Origin of the sequence: Streptomyces radicis, from assembly GCF_003626575.1 — a bacterium.
Taxonomy (GTDB): Bacteria; Actinomycetota; Actinomycetes; order Streptomycetales; family Streptomycetaceae; genus Streptomyces; species Streptomyces radicis.
On record NZ_RBDY01000005.1, the window covers coordinates 157,463 to 171,986 of the forward strand.

Annotated in this window: 11 protein-coding genes; 6 read left to right on the plus strand and 5 right to left on the minus strand. The window is 73.0% G+C overall.

Features of this window, described 5'->3' with window-relative positions; genetic code table 11:
* Nucleotides 1-45 precede the first annotated feature (45 nt).
* Nucleotides 46-1,239 (minus strand): RtcB family protein, encoded by a 1,194-nt coding sequence (locus D7318_RS10110; protein WP_120696568.1) that lies wholly within the window; start codon nt 1,237-1,239, stop codon nt 46-48.
* A 260-nt stretch (nt 1,240-1,499) separates the two neighbouring features.
* Between D7318_RS10110 and D7318_RS10115 the strand changes: the two genes are divergently transcribed.
* From D7318_RS10115 to D7318_RS10125, 3 genes are all read left to right on the plus strand, one after another.
* The gene (locus D7318_RS10115; protein WP_120696569.1) at nt 1,500-2,765 is read left to right on the plus strand and encodes a transglycosylase family protein; all 1,266 of its coding nucleotides are present in this window, start codon (nt 1,500-1,502) and stop codon (nt 2,763-2,765) included.
* 211 nt (nt 2,766-2,976) lie between these two features.
* Nucleotides 2,977-3,789 (plus strand): SAM-dependent methyltransferase, encoded by an 813-nt coding sequence (locus D7318_RS10120; protein ID WP_120696570.1) that lies wholly within the window; start codon nt 2,977-2,979, stop codon nt 3,787-3,789.
* Nucleotides 3,786-5,951: a putative bifunctional diguanylate cyclase/phosphodiesterase gene (locus D7318_RS10125; RefSeq protein WP_120696571.1), complete on the plus strand. Its 2,166-nt coding sequence runs from the start codon at nt 3,786-3,788 to the stop codon at nt 5,949-5,951. Before D7318_RS10120 ends, D7318_RS10125 begins: the two co-directional genes overlap by 4 nt.
* Here D7318_RS10125 and D7318_RS10130 read toward each other — a convergent pair.
* Nucleotides 5,906-7,168, minus strand: coding sequence for an anhydro-N-acetylmuramic acid kinase (locus D7318_RS10130; RefSeq protein ID WP_220729609.1), 1,263 nt, complete (start codon nt 7,166-7,168; stop codon nt 5,906-5,908). The genes D7318_RS10125 and D7318_RS10130 overlap by 46 nt on opposite strands.
* A gap of 352 nt (nt 7,169-7,520) precedes the next feature.
* Between D7318_RS10130 and D7318_RS10135 the strand changes: the two genes are divergently transcribed.
* A complete protein-coding gene (locus tag D7318_RS10135; RefSeq protein WP_120696572.1) occupies nt 7,521-8,480 on the plus strand; it encodes an extracellular catalytic domain type 1 short-chain-length polyhydroxyalkanoate depolymerase in 960 nt (319 codons plus the stop codon).
* Nucleotides 8,481-8,502: 22 nt separating this feature from the next.
* Here D7318_RS10135 and D7318_RS10140 read toward each other — a convergent pair whose 3' ends face one another.
* The 3 genes from D7318_RS10140 to D7318_RS10150 form a co-directional block, all read right to left on the minus strand.
* On the minus strand, nt 8,503-9,684 hold the full coding sequence (locus D7318_RS10140; RefSeq protein WP_120696573.1) for a sensor histidine kinase: 1,182 nt from the start codon (nt 9,682-9,684) through the stop codon (nt 8,503-8,505).
* Nucleotides 9,685-9,792: 108 nt separating this feature from the next.
* Nucleotides 9,793-10,497 carry an alpha-ketoglutarate-dependent dioxygenase AlkB family protein gene (locus D7318_RS10145; protein WP_120696574.1) on the minus strand — a complete coding sequence of 235 codons (705 nt, stop codon included), beginning with the start codon at nt 10,495-10,497 and terminating at the stop codon, nt 9,793-9,795.
* A 108-nt stretch (nt 10,498-10,605) separates the two neighbouring features.
* On the minus strand, nt 10,606-12,444 hold the full coding sequence (locus D7318_RS10150; protein ID WP_230423596.1) for a sigma-54-dependent Fis family transcriptional regulator: 1,839 nt from the start codon (nt 12,442-12,444) through the stop codon (nt 10,606-10,608).
* A 234-nt stretch (nt 12,445-12,678) separates the two neighbouring features.
* Here D7318_RS10150 and D7318_RS10155 point away from each other — a divergent pair, with 234 nt between their 5' ends.
* Nucleotides 12,679-13,473: an acetoin reductase gene (locus tag D7318_RS10155; protein ID WP_120696576.1), complete on the plus strand. Its 795-nt coding sequence runs from the start codon at nt 12,679-12,681 to the stop codon at nt 13,471-13,473.
* Between the two features lie 48 nt (nt 13,474-13,521).
* Nucleotides 13,522-14,523 carry an amidohydrolase family protein gene (locus tag D7318_RS10160; protein ID WP_120696577.1) on the plus strand — a complete coding sequence of 334 codons (1,002 nt, stop codon included), beginning with the start codon at nt 13,522-13,524 and terminating at the stop codon, nt 14,521-14,523.
* Nucleotide 14,524: the final 1 nt, after the last annotated feature.

Below are 14,524 nucleotides of genomic sequence, written 5' to 3' on the forward strand. Positions count from 1 at the left end.
CCATGGCGCCTCATCAGGCCATGGGCGGCGCGGCGTTCACCCCTCTCACCCCTTGACGCACACCACCTGGGTGAGCTTGGCGACCACCTCGACCAGGTCGCGCTGGCGCTCGATGACCTGCTCGATCGGCTTGTACGCGCCGGGGATCTCGTCCACGACGCCCGCGTCCTTGCGGCACTCCACGCCCCGGGTCTGCTCGGCCAGATCCCGCACGGTGAAGCGCTTCTTGGCGGCGTTCCTGCTCATCCTGCGGCCCGCGCCGTGGGACGCCGAGCGGAACGAGGCGGCGTTGCCGAGCCCCTTCACGATGTACGAGCCGGTGCCCATCGAGCCGGGGATGATCCCCAACTCACCACTTCCCGCCCGGATCGCGCCCTTGCGGGTGACGAGGAGGTCCACACCGTCGTAACGCTCCTCCGCCACATAGTTGTGGTGGCACGAGGTCACATCGCCGAAGGCCGGCCTGGCCTTCCTGAACTCCTTGCGCACCACGTCCTGGAGCAGCGCCATCATCAGCGCCCTGTTGCGCCGCGCGTAGTCCTGCGCCCAGAACAGGTCGTGCCGGTAGGCCGCCATCTGCGGGGTGTCGGCGACGAAGACCGCCAGGTCCCGGTCCACCAGGCCGTGGTTGTGCGGGAGGCGCTGGGCCTCGCCGATGTGGTGCTCGGCCAGCTCCTTGCCGATGTTCCGCGAGCCGGAGTGCAGCATGAGCCAGACCGCGCCCTCGGTGTCGGTGCACACCTCGATGAAGTGGTTCCCGCCGCCGAGCGAGCCCAGCTGCCGACCGGCGCGCTCCCTGCGGTACTTGACGGCGTCGGCGACCCGGTCGAAGCCCGCCCAGAACGCGTCCCAGTCCGCCGTCGGCACCCCGTGCAGGCGCCGCGGGTCCACGCTCTCGCCGTGCATCGCGTGGCCGACGGGGATGGCCTCCTCGATGCGCGAGCGCAGCCGGGAGAGGTCGCCGGGCAGGTCGTCGGCGGTGAGCGACGTGCGCACCGCCGACATGCCGCAGCCGATGTCCACGCCGACGGCCGCGGGGCAGACCGCGCCCGCCATGGCGATCACGGAGCCGACGGTGGCGCCCTTCCCGTAGTGCACGTCGGGCATCACGGCCAGGCCGCGGATCCACGGCAGCGTCGCGACGTTCTCCAACTGCCGCATCGCGCCGTCCTCGACCGTCGCCGGGTCAGCCCACATGCGGATCGGCACACGCGCGCCGGGCAACTCGGTGTAACCCATGGTGAATCCCCCCGTGGAACGAATAAATGGAATCGCGGGCTCCGCCGCGTTCACCCCATTGTGTGATGGGGCCCCGGGGGCGCGGCAACCGCTTTTGTGGCGCGTGGGGTCGGAGGGGTCCCGAGCCGTTCTTGCCGTGGGGATTCCGCGCCCATATCGTTGATCCGCCGTACAACTCCCTTGATCGGGTCATAATCTGACGGAACACAGGGCTCACGGCGCGTGCCAGGCAGGCAGTCGGCTCGGGGAGGGACCCGCCCATGACCACACGTGGACGCCACCGCAAGTACCGGCCGAGCGCCGTTTCCCGCGCCTCGCTCACGGTGACCGCGAGCGGTGCGGGCCTCGCCATTCCGCTGATAGGCGCGAGCGCGTCGAGCGCCGCTTCGGTGGACACCTGGGACGAGGTCGCCGAGTGCGAGAGCAGCAATCGCTGGGACATCAACACCGGTAATGGCTTCTTCGGCGGATTGCAGTTCCTCCAGAGCACATGGGAGGCGTTCGGCGGCACGGAGTACGCGCCGCGCGCGGACCTGGCCACCAAGGAGCAGCAGATCGCGATCGCCGAGCGCGTGCTGGCCGAGCAGGGCCCCGGCGCGTGGCCGACCTGCTCGGCCGAGGCGGGGCTGACGCGGGACGGCGTGACGCCGGACATCGGCCAGGAGCGGGAGGCCGAGCCCGAGTCGGAGCCGCGGGCCGAGCCCGAGGCGCGCCAGGAGGCGCCGACGGAGACGCAGCAGGCGTCGGGGCCCGGGGCCGAGCCGCGTGAGCGCTCGGCCGACCTGTACGAGGTGATCAGCGGCGACACGCTCTCCGGCATCGCCAGGTCGCAGGAGGTGCGCGGCGGCTGGCAGTCGCTCTACGAGCTCAACCGCGAGACGGTGGGCGGCAATCCGCATCTGATCTTCCCCGGGCAGCGCCTGGCCGTCGACGGCGAGCGCCCGCGCGCACAGGAAGAGGAGGCGCCCGCCGACGAGGCGGAGCGCGAGGAATCCCAGGAGCGGCAGGAGCCCGAGGAGCGCCAGGAAGAGCCGGAGCCCGAGCGCGAGGAGCCCGCCGAGGAGCCGCAGGGCGAGCAGGAGGAGCGGGCGGAGCGCGAGGAGCCCCCCGCCGAGCAGGCCGCGACCTACACCGCGCCCGTCGGCGCGGGCACCGGCACGGCGTACCACGCGTCGGGCGGCTCCTGGTCCCTCGGATACCACACGGGCGTGGACTTCCCCGTCGCGACCGGCACGTCCGTGAAGTCCATCACGGGCGGCGAGGTCGTCTCGGCGGGCTGGGCCGGGTCGTTCGGGTACGAGGTGATCGTCCGGCATCCGGACGGGAAGTTCAGCCAGTACGCGCATCTTTCGGCCATCTCCGTCTCGGAGGGTCAGTCGGTGCGCGGCGGGCAGCAGGTGGGCCGTTCGGGCTCCACCGGGAACTCCTCGGGTCCGCACCTGCACTTCGAGGTCAGGACGGGTCAGGGGTTCGGCACGGACATCGACCCGCTCGACTACCTCAGGGACCGGGGGGTGTCGCTCTGAGCGGCGCCAGGCCGGTCCCGCGCCGTCATATCGGCCAGGTGTTTGGCCGGATGACGCCCTCGGGGCCGTCCCCCAATCCGGGACAGAAGGACAGGTAACGCCGCCGCGGGCGGATGTTGATCCTCCGTTTCCTTCCCTGATCTGGCGCCGGGTCAGTAGTCTCGACCGCCTGGACCAAATCGCGCATATGCTGGGGACATTGGAGACGTCGATGGAACGACCCGCCTGGGCGCCGCACGGCATCGATCTGTCCGTGCCGAGTGTCTCGCGGATGTACGACTACTACCTCGGTGGCTCGCACAACTTCGAAGCGGATCGCGTCGCGGCGCGCAAGGTCATCGAGGCGTTTCCCGGGCTGCCCAAGATCGTGCAGGCGAATCGTGCCTTCATGCGGCGCGCGGTGCGCCACGCGGTGGCCGAGGGCGTCACGCAGTTCCTCGACATCGGCTCGGGAATCCCCACGTTCGGCAATGTCCACGAGGTCGCCAGGGAGGCCAGCCCCGAGGCGCGTGTGGTCTACGTCGACAACGACCCGGTGGCCGTCGCCCACAGCAAGGCCGTGGTGGCGGGGGACGACCGGGTGGGCGTCGTGGCGGGGGACTTCCGCGAGCCGGCCGCCATCCTGGCCAGCAGGCAGGTCGAGGACCTCATCGACCTGAACCGCCCGGTGGCCCTGCTGCTCGTCTCACTGCTGCACTTCATGGACGAGGACGACAAGCCGTACGAGCGGGTGGCGGAGTTCCGCGACGCGCTCGCGCCGGGCAGCGTCCTGGTCCTCTCCCACGCCTCCGTCGAGCGGGGCCCCGCGACGACCGCGCAGGGCGACGACGTCAGCGACATATACCGCAGGGGCGGCTCCACGTTCGTGATGCGCACGAGCGCGGAGATCGCGCGCTTCTTCGACGGCTTCGAGCTCGCGGAGCCCGGCGTGGTCACGCTGCCCGACTGGCGCCCCGAGGGGCCCGTCGACGTCGATGACCCCATCGTGTACAGCGGTTTCGCGGGAGTAGGGCGCACAGCGTGAGAGCCAAGTCTTCGGGTGCCGCGGACCGGCCCGACGCGCGCGGTGGCGGGGAGCCCCCCGACGGGGTGCGCCGCTTCGCGACGATCTGGTGCCGCGCGGTCTACCCCGCCACGGCGACATCCATGACGAAGGACGAGTTCGAGGGCCTGCTGCTGCGGCAGGCCAGGGTGCTGACCGACGCGCTGCGCGCCCCGCGGTTCGACCCCGCGCCGGGCCGGGCGGTCGGGGAGGCGCTGGTCGCGGCGCACTGCACGGCGCCCGACGCGCTGCCCGCCGTCCTCGGCGTGGTCGACTCGTATCTGCTGCTGTACTGCCTCGACCCGGCCGAGCTGTCGGCCGACGAGGCCCGCGCCCGCTGCGCCCGGCTCCAGCACGCCATCTCGGCGGGGTTCGCGCGGGCCCTCCAGGAGCGCACGCGCAGCGAGCAGGAGGCGGTCTCGCTGGCCGCGTTGACCGCGCAGCAGGAGATGGCGGACGCGCTGCACGTGAGCGAGACGCGCTTCCGCGCGGTCTTCAAGGACGCGGCGCTCGGCATCAGCATCGCGGACATGGACGGCAGGGTCCTCGACGTCAACGACGCGCTCGCGCGCATGCTCGGCCGCTCCGAGCCGCACATCCGCAGCCGCAACATCCTGGAGTGGACACACCCCGAGGACACGCCCGAGGTGTGGCGGCTCCAGCGGGAGCTGATGCGCGGTGAGCGCGAGCACTACCACATGGAGAAGCCGTACAGCCGCACGGACGGCACGGTCCTGTGGACCAATCTCACGGTCTCGCTGCTGCGCGACGCCGAGGGCGAGCCGCGCTACATGCTGGCGATGATCGAGGACGTCTCGGAGCGCCGCCTGCTCAACCTGCGGCTGCGCTACCAGGCCACGCACGACGCGCTGACCGACCTGCCCAACCGCTCGCTGTTCTTCGAACGCCTCGAGCAGGCCCTCTCGTCCAACTCGGCGCCCACCAGGGTCGGGCTGTGCTACCTGGACCTCGACGGCTTCAAGGCGGTCAACGACAGCCTCGGCCACGCCGTCGGCGACCAGCTGCTGATCGGGGTCGCGGAGCGGCTCGGCACGATCGCCTCGGGCCCTGGGCAGATGCTGGCCCGCATCGGCGGCGACGAGTTCGTGGCGCTCATGCTCGACCCGCCGACGCCCGACGCGGTGACGGACCTGGCGGAGCGGGCCCTCGAGGCGCTGTCGACGCCGATCGAGGTGGGCGGCAGGGAGCTGCTGGTACGAGCGAGCATCGGCATCGTCGAGGGCCCGACCGCGCACCTGACGTCGGCCGAGGTGCTGCGCAGCGCGGACATCACGATGTACCGGGCGAAGGCCGAGGGCGGCAACCGTTACGCGGTCGCCGACCCCGACTCCGACGCGCGGGCCATCTCGCGGCACCATCTGACGCACCATCTGCCCGCGGCGTTGAAGGGTGCTGAGTTCTTCATCGAGTACCAGCCGCTGGTCAAGATGGAGGACGGCAGCCTGGAGGGCGCCGAGGCGCTGGTGCGCTGGAGCCACCCCAGGCACGGGGTGCTCGGGCCCGACCGTTTCATCCCGCTGGCCGAGCACACGGGCCTGATCGTGCCGCTGGGCCGCTGGGTGCTCCAGGAGGCCGTGCGGCAGGCGTGCCAGTGGCAGGTGCGCGGGATAGGGGGTCCGAGGCCCCTCAAGGTGAACGTCAACCTCTCGCCGCGTCAGCTGCACCACCCCGAGCTGGTGGAGGACACGGTCGCGGTGCTCGAGGAGGCGGGACTGCCGCCGAGCTCGCTGTGCCTCAAGGTCACCGAGACGGCGATGATCAGCGCCGACGAGAACGAGCTGCGGCCGCTGCGCGAGCTGGCCGACCTGGGCGTGGGCATCGCGCTCGACGACTTCGGCACCGGCTACTCCAACCTCGCGAACCTGCGCAGGCTGCCCGCGAGCACCCTCAAGCTGGACCGTTCCTTCACCCAGGGGCTCCAGCGCGACCCGGCCGATCCGATCGACCTCAAGATCGTGGAGGGCATCGTCTCGCTGGCCCACACGCTCCAGCTCTCGGTGACGGTCGAGGGCGTGGAGACCTCGGCCCAGGCCGAGCAGCTGCGCGACCTGGGGTGCGACTCGGCGCAGGGCTGGTTCTACGCGCGGCCAGGGCCGCCGGAGCGGCTGCCCGAGGCGGTCTGAGCCACGGGCTCGACCACCAGGCGGCGGGGAGCGGCGCCCGCTCGCGGCTCGGGCAGCCGCAGCGGGCCCGCGCCGGGGGTGAGCGAGCCGAGCACCGCGGGGCCCGAGGCGCCGGTGGCCGAAGGGACGTTGCCAGCAAGGCCGTTGACGGTGAGGAAGCCGAGCAGCGCGAACAGGTACGCCTCCTTGGCCTGCGCGGGCAGCCCGTACTCCTCGGCGCCCGTGACGCGCGTGGGCGCGGCGCGGGCGCGGATCCTGGCCATGAGCGCGGGGTTGCTCACGCCCCCGCCCGAGACGACCAGCTCGCTGAGCCCGTGTGCGCGGCAGGCGCCCGCCACGAGCTCGGCGGTGAGCTCGGTGAGGGTGGCGACCAGGTCGTCCGCGGTCGGCGCATGCCCGCGGCCCTCGACGCGTTCGCGCAGGTAGGCGGCGTGGAACAGCTCCTTGCCCGTGGACTTGGGCGGCGGAAGCCGGTAGTAGGGCTCGGCGAGCAGGTCGGCCAGCAGGGCGCGGTCCACCCGGCCGCGCGCCGCGCGCGCCCCTCCGGCGTCCATGCGCTCCGCGCCCCCGGTGGCCGCGGTGACGGCGGCGTCGATGAGGGCGTTGGCCGGGCCGAGGTCGTATGCCAGCACGTCGCCGCGGGCGCCGCGGGCGGTGATGTTGGCGATGCCGCCGAGGTTGAGCGCGCCGCGCGCGGGGCGTTCCGGGTCGGCTTCGGGGTGCGGGTCGGCGTCCGGGTGCGGGCCCAGCACGAGCAGGGCGTCGAGCAGGGCGGCCAGGGGCGCGCCGTGGCCGCCGCGCGCGATGTCGCGGGTGCGCAGGTCGGAGACCACGGGCAGCCCGGTGGCCTCGGCGATCCAGGCGGCGGCGCCGAGTTGGAGCGTTCCCCTGGCGCGGGCGCCGGTCACCCAGTGGTAGACGGTCTGGCCGTGGGAGACCACGAGGTCGGCGCGCCCCTCGGCGAGGGCGGCGTTCGCGCGGGCGGCGACCGCGCCGAAGAACCGGCCGAGCTCGGTGTCCAGACGGCACACCGCCTCCAGGGTGGTGGCCGCGGGCGGCAGGCACGCGGCCAGCGCGTCGCGCAGCGGCGCGGGGTAGGGCTCGGTGTGCAGGCCCCGCGGGCGCAGCACGACGGCGTCGCCGTCGATGGCCAGCTCGGCGACGGCGGCGTCGACCGCGTCGTACGAGGTGCCGCTGAGCATGCCGATCACCCGCAGGGGCCGCCGTCGTTCTCCGTTCAAGGGGCCGACGTTCTCGGGGCCAACGTTCATGGGGCCCATCCGAGCACGGTCCGCGGGGGGCGCGGAAGGGGCGCGCGGCGCGGCGCCGGTGTGACGCGGACCCCCCTGGCGGGGGCCGTGGCGCCCGGGTGACAATGGGGGTCGACGCCCGTGCTGATCCTTGTCAACGGGCCCGGTGCGCGCGGGCGTTCCCCGGGACGCCGCTGCCGCTCCGGCTGCTCCGCCCTCCCCTTCTCCACCGTTCTCCCGCCGAGCCGGGCGCCGTCGCCCCTCGGCCCGTTCCACGCGCCCCGGGGCCCGCCCGCCCACGGGCGGAAAGTGACGCCCCATGACCCTCAGCCCCCGACGGCGCGCGCGAACGCTGCTCGCCACGGTGTTCTGCGGCATCCTCCCGCTGCTCGCGGGCGTGTTCGTGACCGCTCCCCCGGCGTCGGCCGCGGCGCTGGTGGAGGTGAAGGCCTTCGGCGCGAACCCCAGCGGACTGCGCATGTACCTGTATGTGCCCGAGCGGCTGCCCGAGCGGCCCGCGGTGCTGGTGGCCGCGCACTACTGCGGCGGCTCGGGGCCCGCGTTCCACCTGGGCAGCGAGTTCGCCTCGCTGGCCGACCTGCACGGCTTCCTCGTGGTCTACCCCTCCGTCACGCGCGAGAGCCGCTGCTTCGACGTGTCGTCGCCGCAGGCGCTGCGGCGCGGCGGGGGCAGCGACCCGGCCGGGGTGCGGGCGATGGTGGCGTATGTCGAGCGGGTCCATGGGGCCGATCCGGGGCGGGTGTTCGTCACGGGCCTCTCGTCGGGCGCCATGCTGACCAATGTGCTGCTCGGCGTCTACCCGGATGTGTTCAGGGCGGGGGCGGCGTTCGCCGGTGTGCCGTTCGGCTGCTTCGCGACGACGGACGGCTCGGGGTGGAACGCCGACTGCGCGCAGGGCCGGGTCGAGGCGACGGCGCCCGCGTGGGGCGAGCGGGTGCGGGAGGCGTTCCCCGGGTACGAGGGCGAACGGCCGCGGATGCAGCTGTGGCACGGCACGGACGACGAGGTGCTGCGGTACCCCAACTTCGTGCAGGAGATCAGGCAGTGGACCGATGTGCTGGGCGTGAGCCGGATACCGGAGCGGACGGACCGGCCGCGGGACGACTGGGAACGCTACCGGTACGGCGGCTCGGGCGAGCGGGCGCCGGTGGAGGCGATCGCCATGAGGGGCACGGACCACGGGCTGCTCTCGCCGGGGATGGCGGGCATGGCGATCGCGTTCTTCGGCCTCGACGAGGCGCCCGTCGGCGCCGACTGATCACTCAGGGCCAACCGATCGCTCAGGCCCGGCCGATCGGGGTGGTGACGGGGCACGTGGGGGCGTGTGACTCCGCGGGCGCGCCCTCGTCGAGCACCGTGTGCGGGAGCAGCGCGACGGCCTGGACGCCGCCGTAGACGTTGCCGCCGAGGCGGACGCCGATGCCGTGGCGCGCGGCGAGCGTGGAGACGACGAACAGGCCGACGTGGCCTTCGTCGAGGAGCTCGGTGGCATCGCCCCTGTCGGCCCCGGCGAGCACGGCGTTCATCCGCTTCTGCTCGGCGGCCGTCATGCCGAGGCCCCGGTCATCGACCTCGACGGCGACGCCCGCGGGCACGCGCCTGGCGCGCAGCGCGACCTGGGTCGCGGGGGCGGAGAACTGGGTGGCGTTCTCGATGAGTTCGGCGAGCAGGTGGACGACGTCGGCGGCGGAGTCGCCGCGCACCGCGCCGTCGAAGGGCGTCGCGAGCTGGACGCGCGCGTCGTGTTCGACCTCGGCGGCGGCGCGGCGCAGCACCTCGGCGACGCTCACCTGGCGGCCGTCCCTGCGGCGGGGGACGGCGCCGCCGAGCACGGCGAGGTTCTCGGCGTGGCGGCGCAGCCGGGTCGCGAGGCGGTCGACCCGGGAGAGCCCCGTGGCCACGTCGGGGTCGTCGAGCGCGCCCCTCGCCTCGCCCCTCACCTCGCCCTTCACCTCGTCTCTCAGCTCGTCGAGGTACTCGATCTGGCGGTGGACCGACGTCTGCATGCGGCGGGCGAGGTGGACGAAGACCTCGACGCGCGCGTCGCCGCCCGCGCCGCCCGCCGCGGCGGCCCGGGAGACGGCGGACTCGGCGGCGTACCTGGTGGCGTCGATCTCGTGGCGCAGCCGGTCGAGCGGGTCGTCGGTGGGCTCCGCGGGCGGTGGGCCGTCGGGCGGCCCGACGCGTTCGCCGCGCTCCACCTTGCCGAGCAGCGCCTGGAGTTCGACGCGGCCCCTGGCGGCCCTGCGGCGCAGCAGGGCCAGCCGGGCGGCTCCCCGCCTGGCCTGGGCGCCCGCCGCGGCGACGGCCCCGGCGAGCACGGCCGCGGTCAGCAGTCCCGCCCCGACGGGCGGGGCCTCGCCGTCCCGCAGAAGGGCGGTCGCGGCGGCGATGGCGGCCACCAGCGCGGCGGGCAGCACGGCGAGGGTCACCGGTCCGATGAGGCGGGGGCGGTGCGACATGGGGGTCTCGGGGCTCCTTCGCGCGGGGGTGGGGGTGTGCCACCACGCTAGGGCCGGGCCCTCGGCCGAACGGGCCAGGTCCGGGCAATCGCCACCCTTCGCCAGCTCCTATGGAGTGAATCCGCCGGGGCCCAGACCTGACGCGCGGACGGTGACGTTGACCCGCCCGGTCAGCCCGAGCGCCGGGGGCGCGGTGCCGGGGCGGGTGCGCGGGACGCCGTGGTGGGCGAGGCGGGCGGGGCCGCCGAAGACGAACGCGTCGCCGCTGCGCAGCTCGACATCGGTCCACGGCCGCCCGCGCCCCTCGGCCGTGCCGAACCGGAAGACGCAGGTGTCGCCGAGGCTGAACGAGACGACGGGCGCGGGGGAACGCTCGTCGCTGTCGCGGTGCATGCCCATGCGGGCGGTGGCGTCGTAGAAGTTGACGAGCGCGATGTCGAACGGGTCATCGCCGCCCTCGTCCGCCGCCCCGGCCGCCGCCCCGGCCGTCGGCTCGTGCGGGAGCCCGGCGTCGGCGGCGGCCCGCCGGGCCCACTCCCCCAGCCACGCGGGGAACGGCTTGACCGGCTCCCCGCCCCCGTCCACCACGGTCCTGGCGTAGCCGTAGGGGTACCAGTGCCAGCCGAGGGAGAGCTGCCGCACGGACATGACGCCGTTGCGCGTCCGCACGGTCCGCAGCCCGGCGGGCGGCCTGGCCCACTCCCGGCACGCGTCGAGCAACTCCCGCTGCCGCGCGCCCGAGAGCCACCCCGGCAGGTGCACCGCCCCCTCCACGACCACGCCCCGCTCCCGCGGGAACAGCTCACCGTTCATGGGTTCCTGGCCGAAAACGGCCCGCTTCCGGCGACATACAGAAAATGCCTCGATCCTGAACGGGGGCTCAACGGGGCGGCTCTGCACGGTGGTTGAGCGGCGGCCGACTCAGCGGGGCGTGGGCAGCGTGATGCCGTAGGCCCGCATCTTGCGGTAGATCGTCGTCCGGGAGATGCCGAGCCGCTGCGCCGCGAGCAGCTTGTTGCCGCCCGCGTCAAGCAGGGCTTCGACCAGGGTGTCGCGCTCCGCGGTCTCCCACGCGCTCAGGGAGCGGTGTCCGACGGTGTGCAGCGAAGGAGGCAGGTCGCGGGGCTCGACGCGGTATGTGCGGCGGCCCGCGGCGGCCTTGCGCAGCACGGACTCCAACTGGCCGACGTTGCCCGGCCAGTTCTGGCGGCGCAGCAGGGGCAGCACGTCGGGGGAGCACTCCACGCCCGCTCCGGTACGCCGGAGCAGACACTCGGCCAGTGCGGGCAGGTCGGCGAGGCGGTGCCGCAGGGGCGGCACCGTGACCGCCTCGACGAAGCGGCGCAGCAGGGAGTCAGGGACCTCGGGAGCCGGGCCGAGTGTCCCCACGATCCAGGTCCCGCGCGCCGCCGCGGCGGTCAGTGCCTCGGCGACGGCCGACGCCTGCGCGGGGGCCACGGCGTCGAGGTGCCGCAGCACCAGAGCCCGCCCGGGGCCCGCGGGCGCGGCGCGCAGGGCGTCCGGCAGGGCGTCGGGCCCCGAGTCGCCGCCGGAGCCCAGGGCCTCGGCGCGGTACCGCGGGTCCGCGGCGTCGAGGACCGCGGGAGCCGATGCCGCGCCGGTGAACGCGTGGGCGGCGCGGGCCAGCGCGGACTTGCCCGTCCCCGCCTCGCCGTAGATCAGCAGCGGCACCCGCTCGCGGGCGCAGCGCACCGCGGTCCGTGAGGCGGTGTTCCACGCGGGATCGGCCCCGGCCAGGCCCGGCAGCGCGCGGGGCCCGGCGTCGGCGGCGGCACCGGGTCCGCCGGAGGAGCGCGTACCGGCCGCCCCGGTGGACGCCTCCGCCGGTGGCCCGTCGTCGAAGACCAGGTCGAGCAGGTATCCGGCCACGCCCGCCCGGCTGTCCACCCGACGGCAGCGCACCAGCGCGGACGTGCCGCCGGTCAGCCGCACCCTCCTGCGGGTGCGCGGCGCGTGGCCGAGCTCGGCGGAGGCCTCGCGCAGCAGCCGGTGGTCGTCGCCGGTGAGCCGCTCCGCGGCGGCGGCGTTGGCGAGCAGCAGGTCATCGCCGATGCAGAGCACGGGCCGGTCGCCGTAGTGCGTCGCCTGCCGGAAGGCCTCGAGCAGGGCGCGCTCGTACGACGTGCTGATCTCGTACATCACCCGCTCGATGTCGTCGGCCGACTCCTGCGCCAAGGCGGCCATCAAGGAGCTCGCCGGGCCGTTCCAGCAGGTCAGGTTCATCGTGCCGGCCACCCGCCCGCTGATCGGATCGCGGATGGGTGAGGCGGCGCACGAGACCTTCTGCAAGCGCTCGTTGAAGTGCTCGGCGCCCAGCACCACGGAGGACCTGCGCTCCTCGAGGGCGACCCCGATGCCGTTGGTGCCGACGAACTGCTCGGCGTAGCTGAAGCCCGGCGCCAGATGGACACGGTCCAGGTGGGCCATCAGCCGCGCCTCCCCCACGCGGCGATCACGCACCCAGCCTTTCCGGTCGGTCACGATCACGCAGACATCCGAACCCGCCAACGTCTGCTCAAGCCGGTCGAGAACGGGCGCCGCCGCGCGCATCAGGTGACTCTCCCGGTCGTAGTCGGGCCGGTAGGGCACGACCACTTCGTCGATGCCGATTCCCAGGAGCTTGGAGCGCTTCCATGAGTCGCGGACGCTCTCGGGCACGACCGGCGTCGGTGGCTCCGAGCCCTCGAGGAACTTCAGGCGCGCCCGCGCGATGGTGCGCCCTTGCGCTTCGCTCTCCATCGGCATGACGCCTCCCGGGGACGGTTTCCGTCATATTACGAACGTTGTGCGTGAGCGCAAGATCTCCGGCAACGGCAACGAAAATCGGCGGCCCGCCGAAGCGGTGGCCACGCGTGTCCGTGTTCCACATTGAAAAAGTCGCCGCCGCCCCACCGCCCCACACTGAGGGGCACGGCAGGCCGCCCTCGCGGGACGGCCGCTGCGACGGAGCAGAACCGAGCCGAGGAGCGCCCCATGAATTCCGCCAGCAACGCAGCCCGTACCGCCATCGTCACCGGAGCGGCCCGCGGCATCGGCCGCGGCATCGCGGAGCGGTTGGCGCGGGACGGCCTCGATGTCGCCGTCGCCGACCTGCCGGGGATGCGTCAGGAGTTGGACGAGGTGGCGGCCGCCATCGAGAAGACGGGGCGCCGGGCTCTCGCCGTGGACACCGACGTGACCAGCAAGGAACAGACCGACGCCCTCGTGCGGGAGGTGGCCGAGCACTTCGGCCATGTGGACGTCTTCGTGGCGAACGCCGGAATAGCCAGGGTCACCGCGCTGCTCGACACCGGGCTCGAGGAGTTCGAGCAGGTCATGGCCGTGAACCTGCGCGGCGTCTTCCTCTCCTACCAGGCCGCGGCGCGGCAGATGATCGCCCAGGGAACCGGCGGCAAGATCATCGGCGCCGCCTCGATCGTCGCGTACCGGCCCTTCGCGCTGCTCGGCCCGTACTCCGCGTCCAAGTGGGGCGTTCGCGGCCTGACGCAGGCCGCGGCCCTGGAGTGGGCGCGGCACGGCATCACCGTCAACGCGTACTGCCCGGGAATCGTCGGCACCGCCATGTGGGAGCTGATCGACGAGAAGCTGGCGGAGGCCGAAGGGCTCGACAAGGGCAAGGCCATCAAGAAGTACGCGGAGTCGATCGCCCTCGGCCGGGTCGAAGAGCCCGCGGACGTGGCTTCCTTCGTCTCCTATCTGGCGTCGCCCGACTCCGATTACATGACGGGCCAGTCGGTCATGATCGACGGCGGCATCCAGTTCTCCTGAGGCGGGGAATCGACGCGGCGAATCGACGCGGGGAATCGAGGAATACGCATGTATACGAAGGACGGCGAAGACTACTTCATCGTGGACGCGCACATCGCGCTCTGGGACGCCCGCCCCGAGAACCAGCTCAACATCCATGGCAGGCAGTTCATCGACTGCTTCTACGACTACCACCGCAACCTGAGCCCGGAGTCGGAGCTGTGGCCCTACGAGGACTACCTCTACTACGGCGGTGAGCGTCTGCTGAAGGACCTCTTCGTCGATGGACACGTCGATCACGCCATTTTCCAGCCCGCCAGGCTCGGGGCGTTCTACCGCCGCGGCTTCGGGCAGACCGAGGAGGCGTTCGGCCTCGCTCAGCGGCATCCCGACAAGCTGACCTACAACCACCACTGGGACCCCCGCTTCGAGCGGGAAGGGCTCGACCAACTCCGGCGTGACGCGGAGCGCTTCCAGCTCAAGGGCGTGAAGCTGTACACCGCCGAGTGGCAGGGCGCCTCCCGTGGATACAAGCTGGACGACCCGTGGGCCTACCGCTATCTCGAGGCCTGCCAGGAGCTCGGGATCACGAACATCCACGTCCACAAGGGGCCGACGATCCGGCCGCTCGACCGGGACGCGTTCGACGTCTCGGACGTCGACAAGGCGGCGACGGACTTCACCGGCCTGAACTTCGTCGTCGAGCACTGCGGCCTGCCCCGGCTCGAGGACTTCTGCTGGATCGCGACGCAGGAGCCCAACGTGCACGCGGGGCTCGCCGTCGCCATGCCGTTCATCCACACCAGGCCGCGGTACTTCGCGCAGATCATCGGCGAGCTGCTGTACTGGCTCGACGAGGACCGGATCCAATTCTCCAGTGACTACGCGCTGTGGACGCCGAAGTGGCTGATCGAGCGATTCGTCGACTTCCAGATCCCCGAGGACATGCGGGACGAGTACCCGCCGATCACCGTGGCGCAGAAGAAGAAGATCCTCGGGCTGAACGCCGCGGCCATGTACGACATCGACGTGCCGGCCGGTCTCGGCGTCCCCGAGCCCGCGGGGGCCTGAC

Bases quoted from the DNA above. Each gene is read 5' to 3' on its own strand.
- D7318_RS10110 (WP_120696568.1), bottom strand. From the start codon at position 1,239: ATGGGTTACACCGAGTTGCCCGGCGCGCGTGTGCCGATCCGCATGTGG.
- D7318_RS10115 (WP_120696569.1), top strand. From the start codon at position 1,500: ATGACCACACGTGGACGCCACCGCAAGTACCGGCCGAGCGCCGTTTCC.
- D7318_RS10120 (WP_120696570.1), top strand. From the start codon at position 2,977: ATGGAACGACCCGCCTGGGCGCCGCACGGCATCGATCTGTCCGTGCCG.
- D7318_RS10135 (WP_120696572.1), top strand. From the start codon at position 7,521: ATGACCCTCAGCCCCCGACGGCGCGCGCGAACGCTGCTCGCCACGGTG.
- D7318_RS10140 (WP_120696573.1), bottom strand. From the start codon at position 9,684: ATGTCGCACCGCCCCCGCCTCATCGGACCGGTGACCCTCGCCGTGCTG.
- D7318_RS10145 (WP_120696574.1), bottom strand. From the start codon at position 10,497: ATGAACGGTGAGCTGTTCCCGCGGGAGCGGGGCGTGGTCGTGGAGGGG.
- D7318_RS10150 (WP_230423596.1), bottom strand. From the start codon at position 12,444: ATGGAGAGCGAAGCGCAAGGGCGCACCATCGCGCGGGCGCGCCTGAAG.
- D7318_RS10155 (WP_120696576.1), top strand. From the start codon at position 12,679: ATGAATTCCGCCAGCAACGCAGCCCGTACCGCCATCGTCACCGGAGCG.
- D7318_RS10160 (WP_120696577.1), top strand. From the start codon at position 13,522: ATGTATACGAAGGACGGCGAAGACTACTTCATCGTGGACGCGCACATC.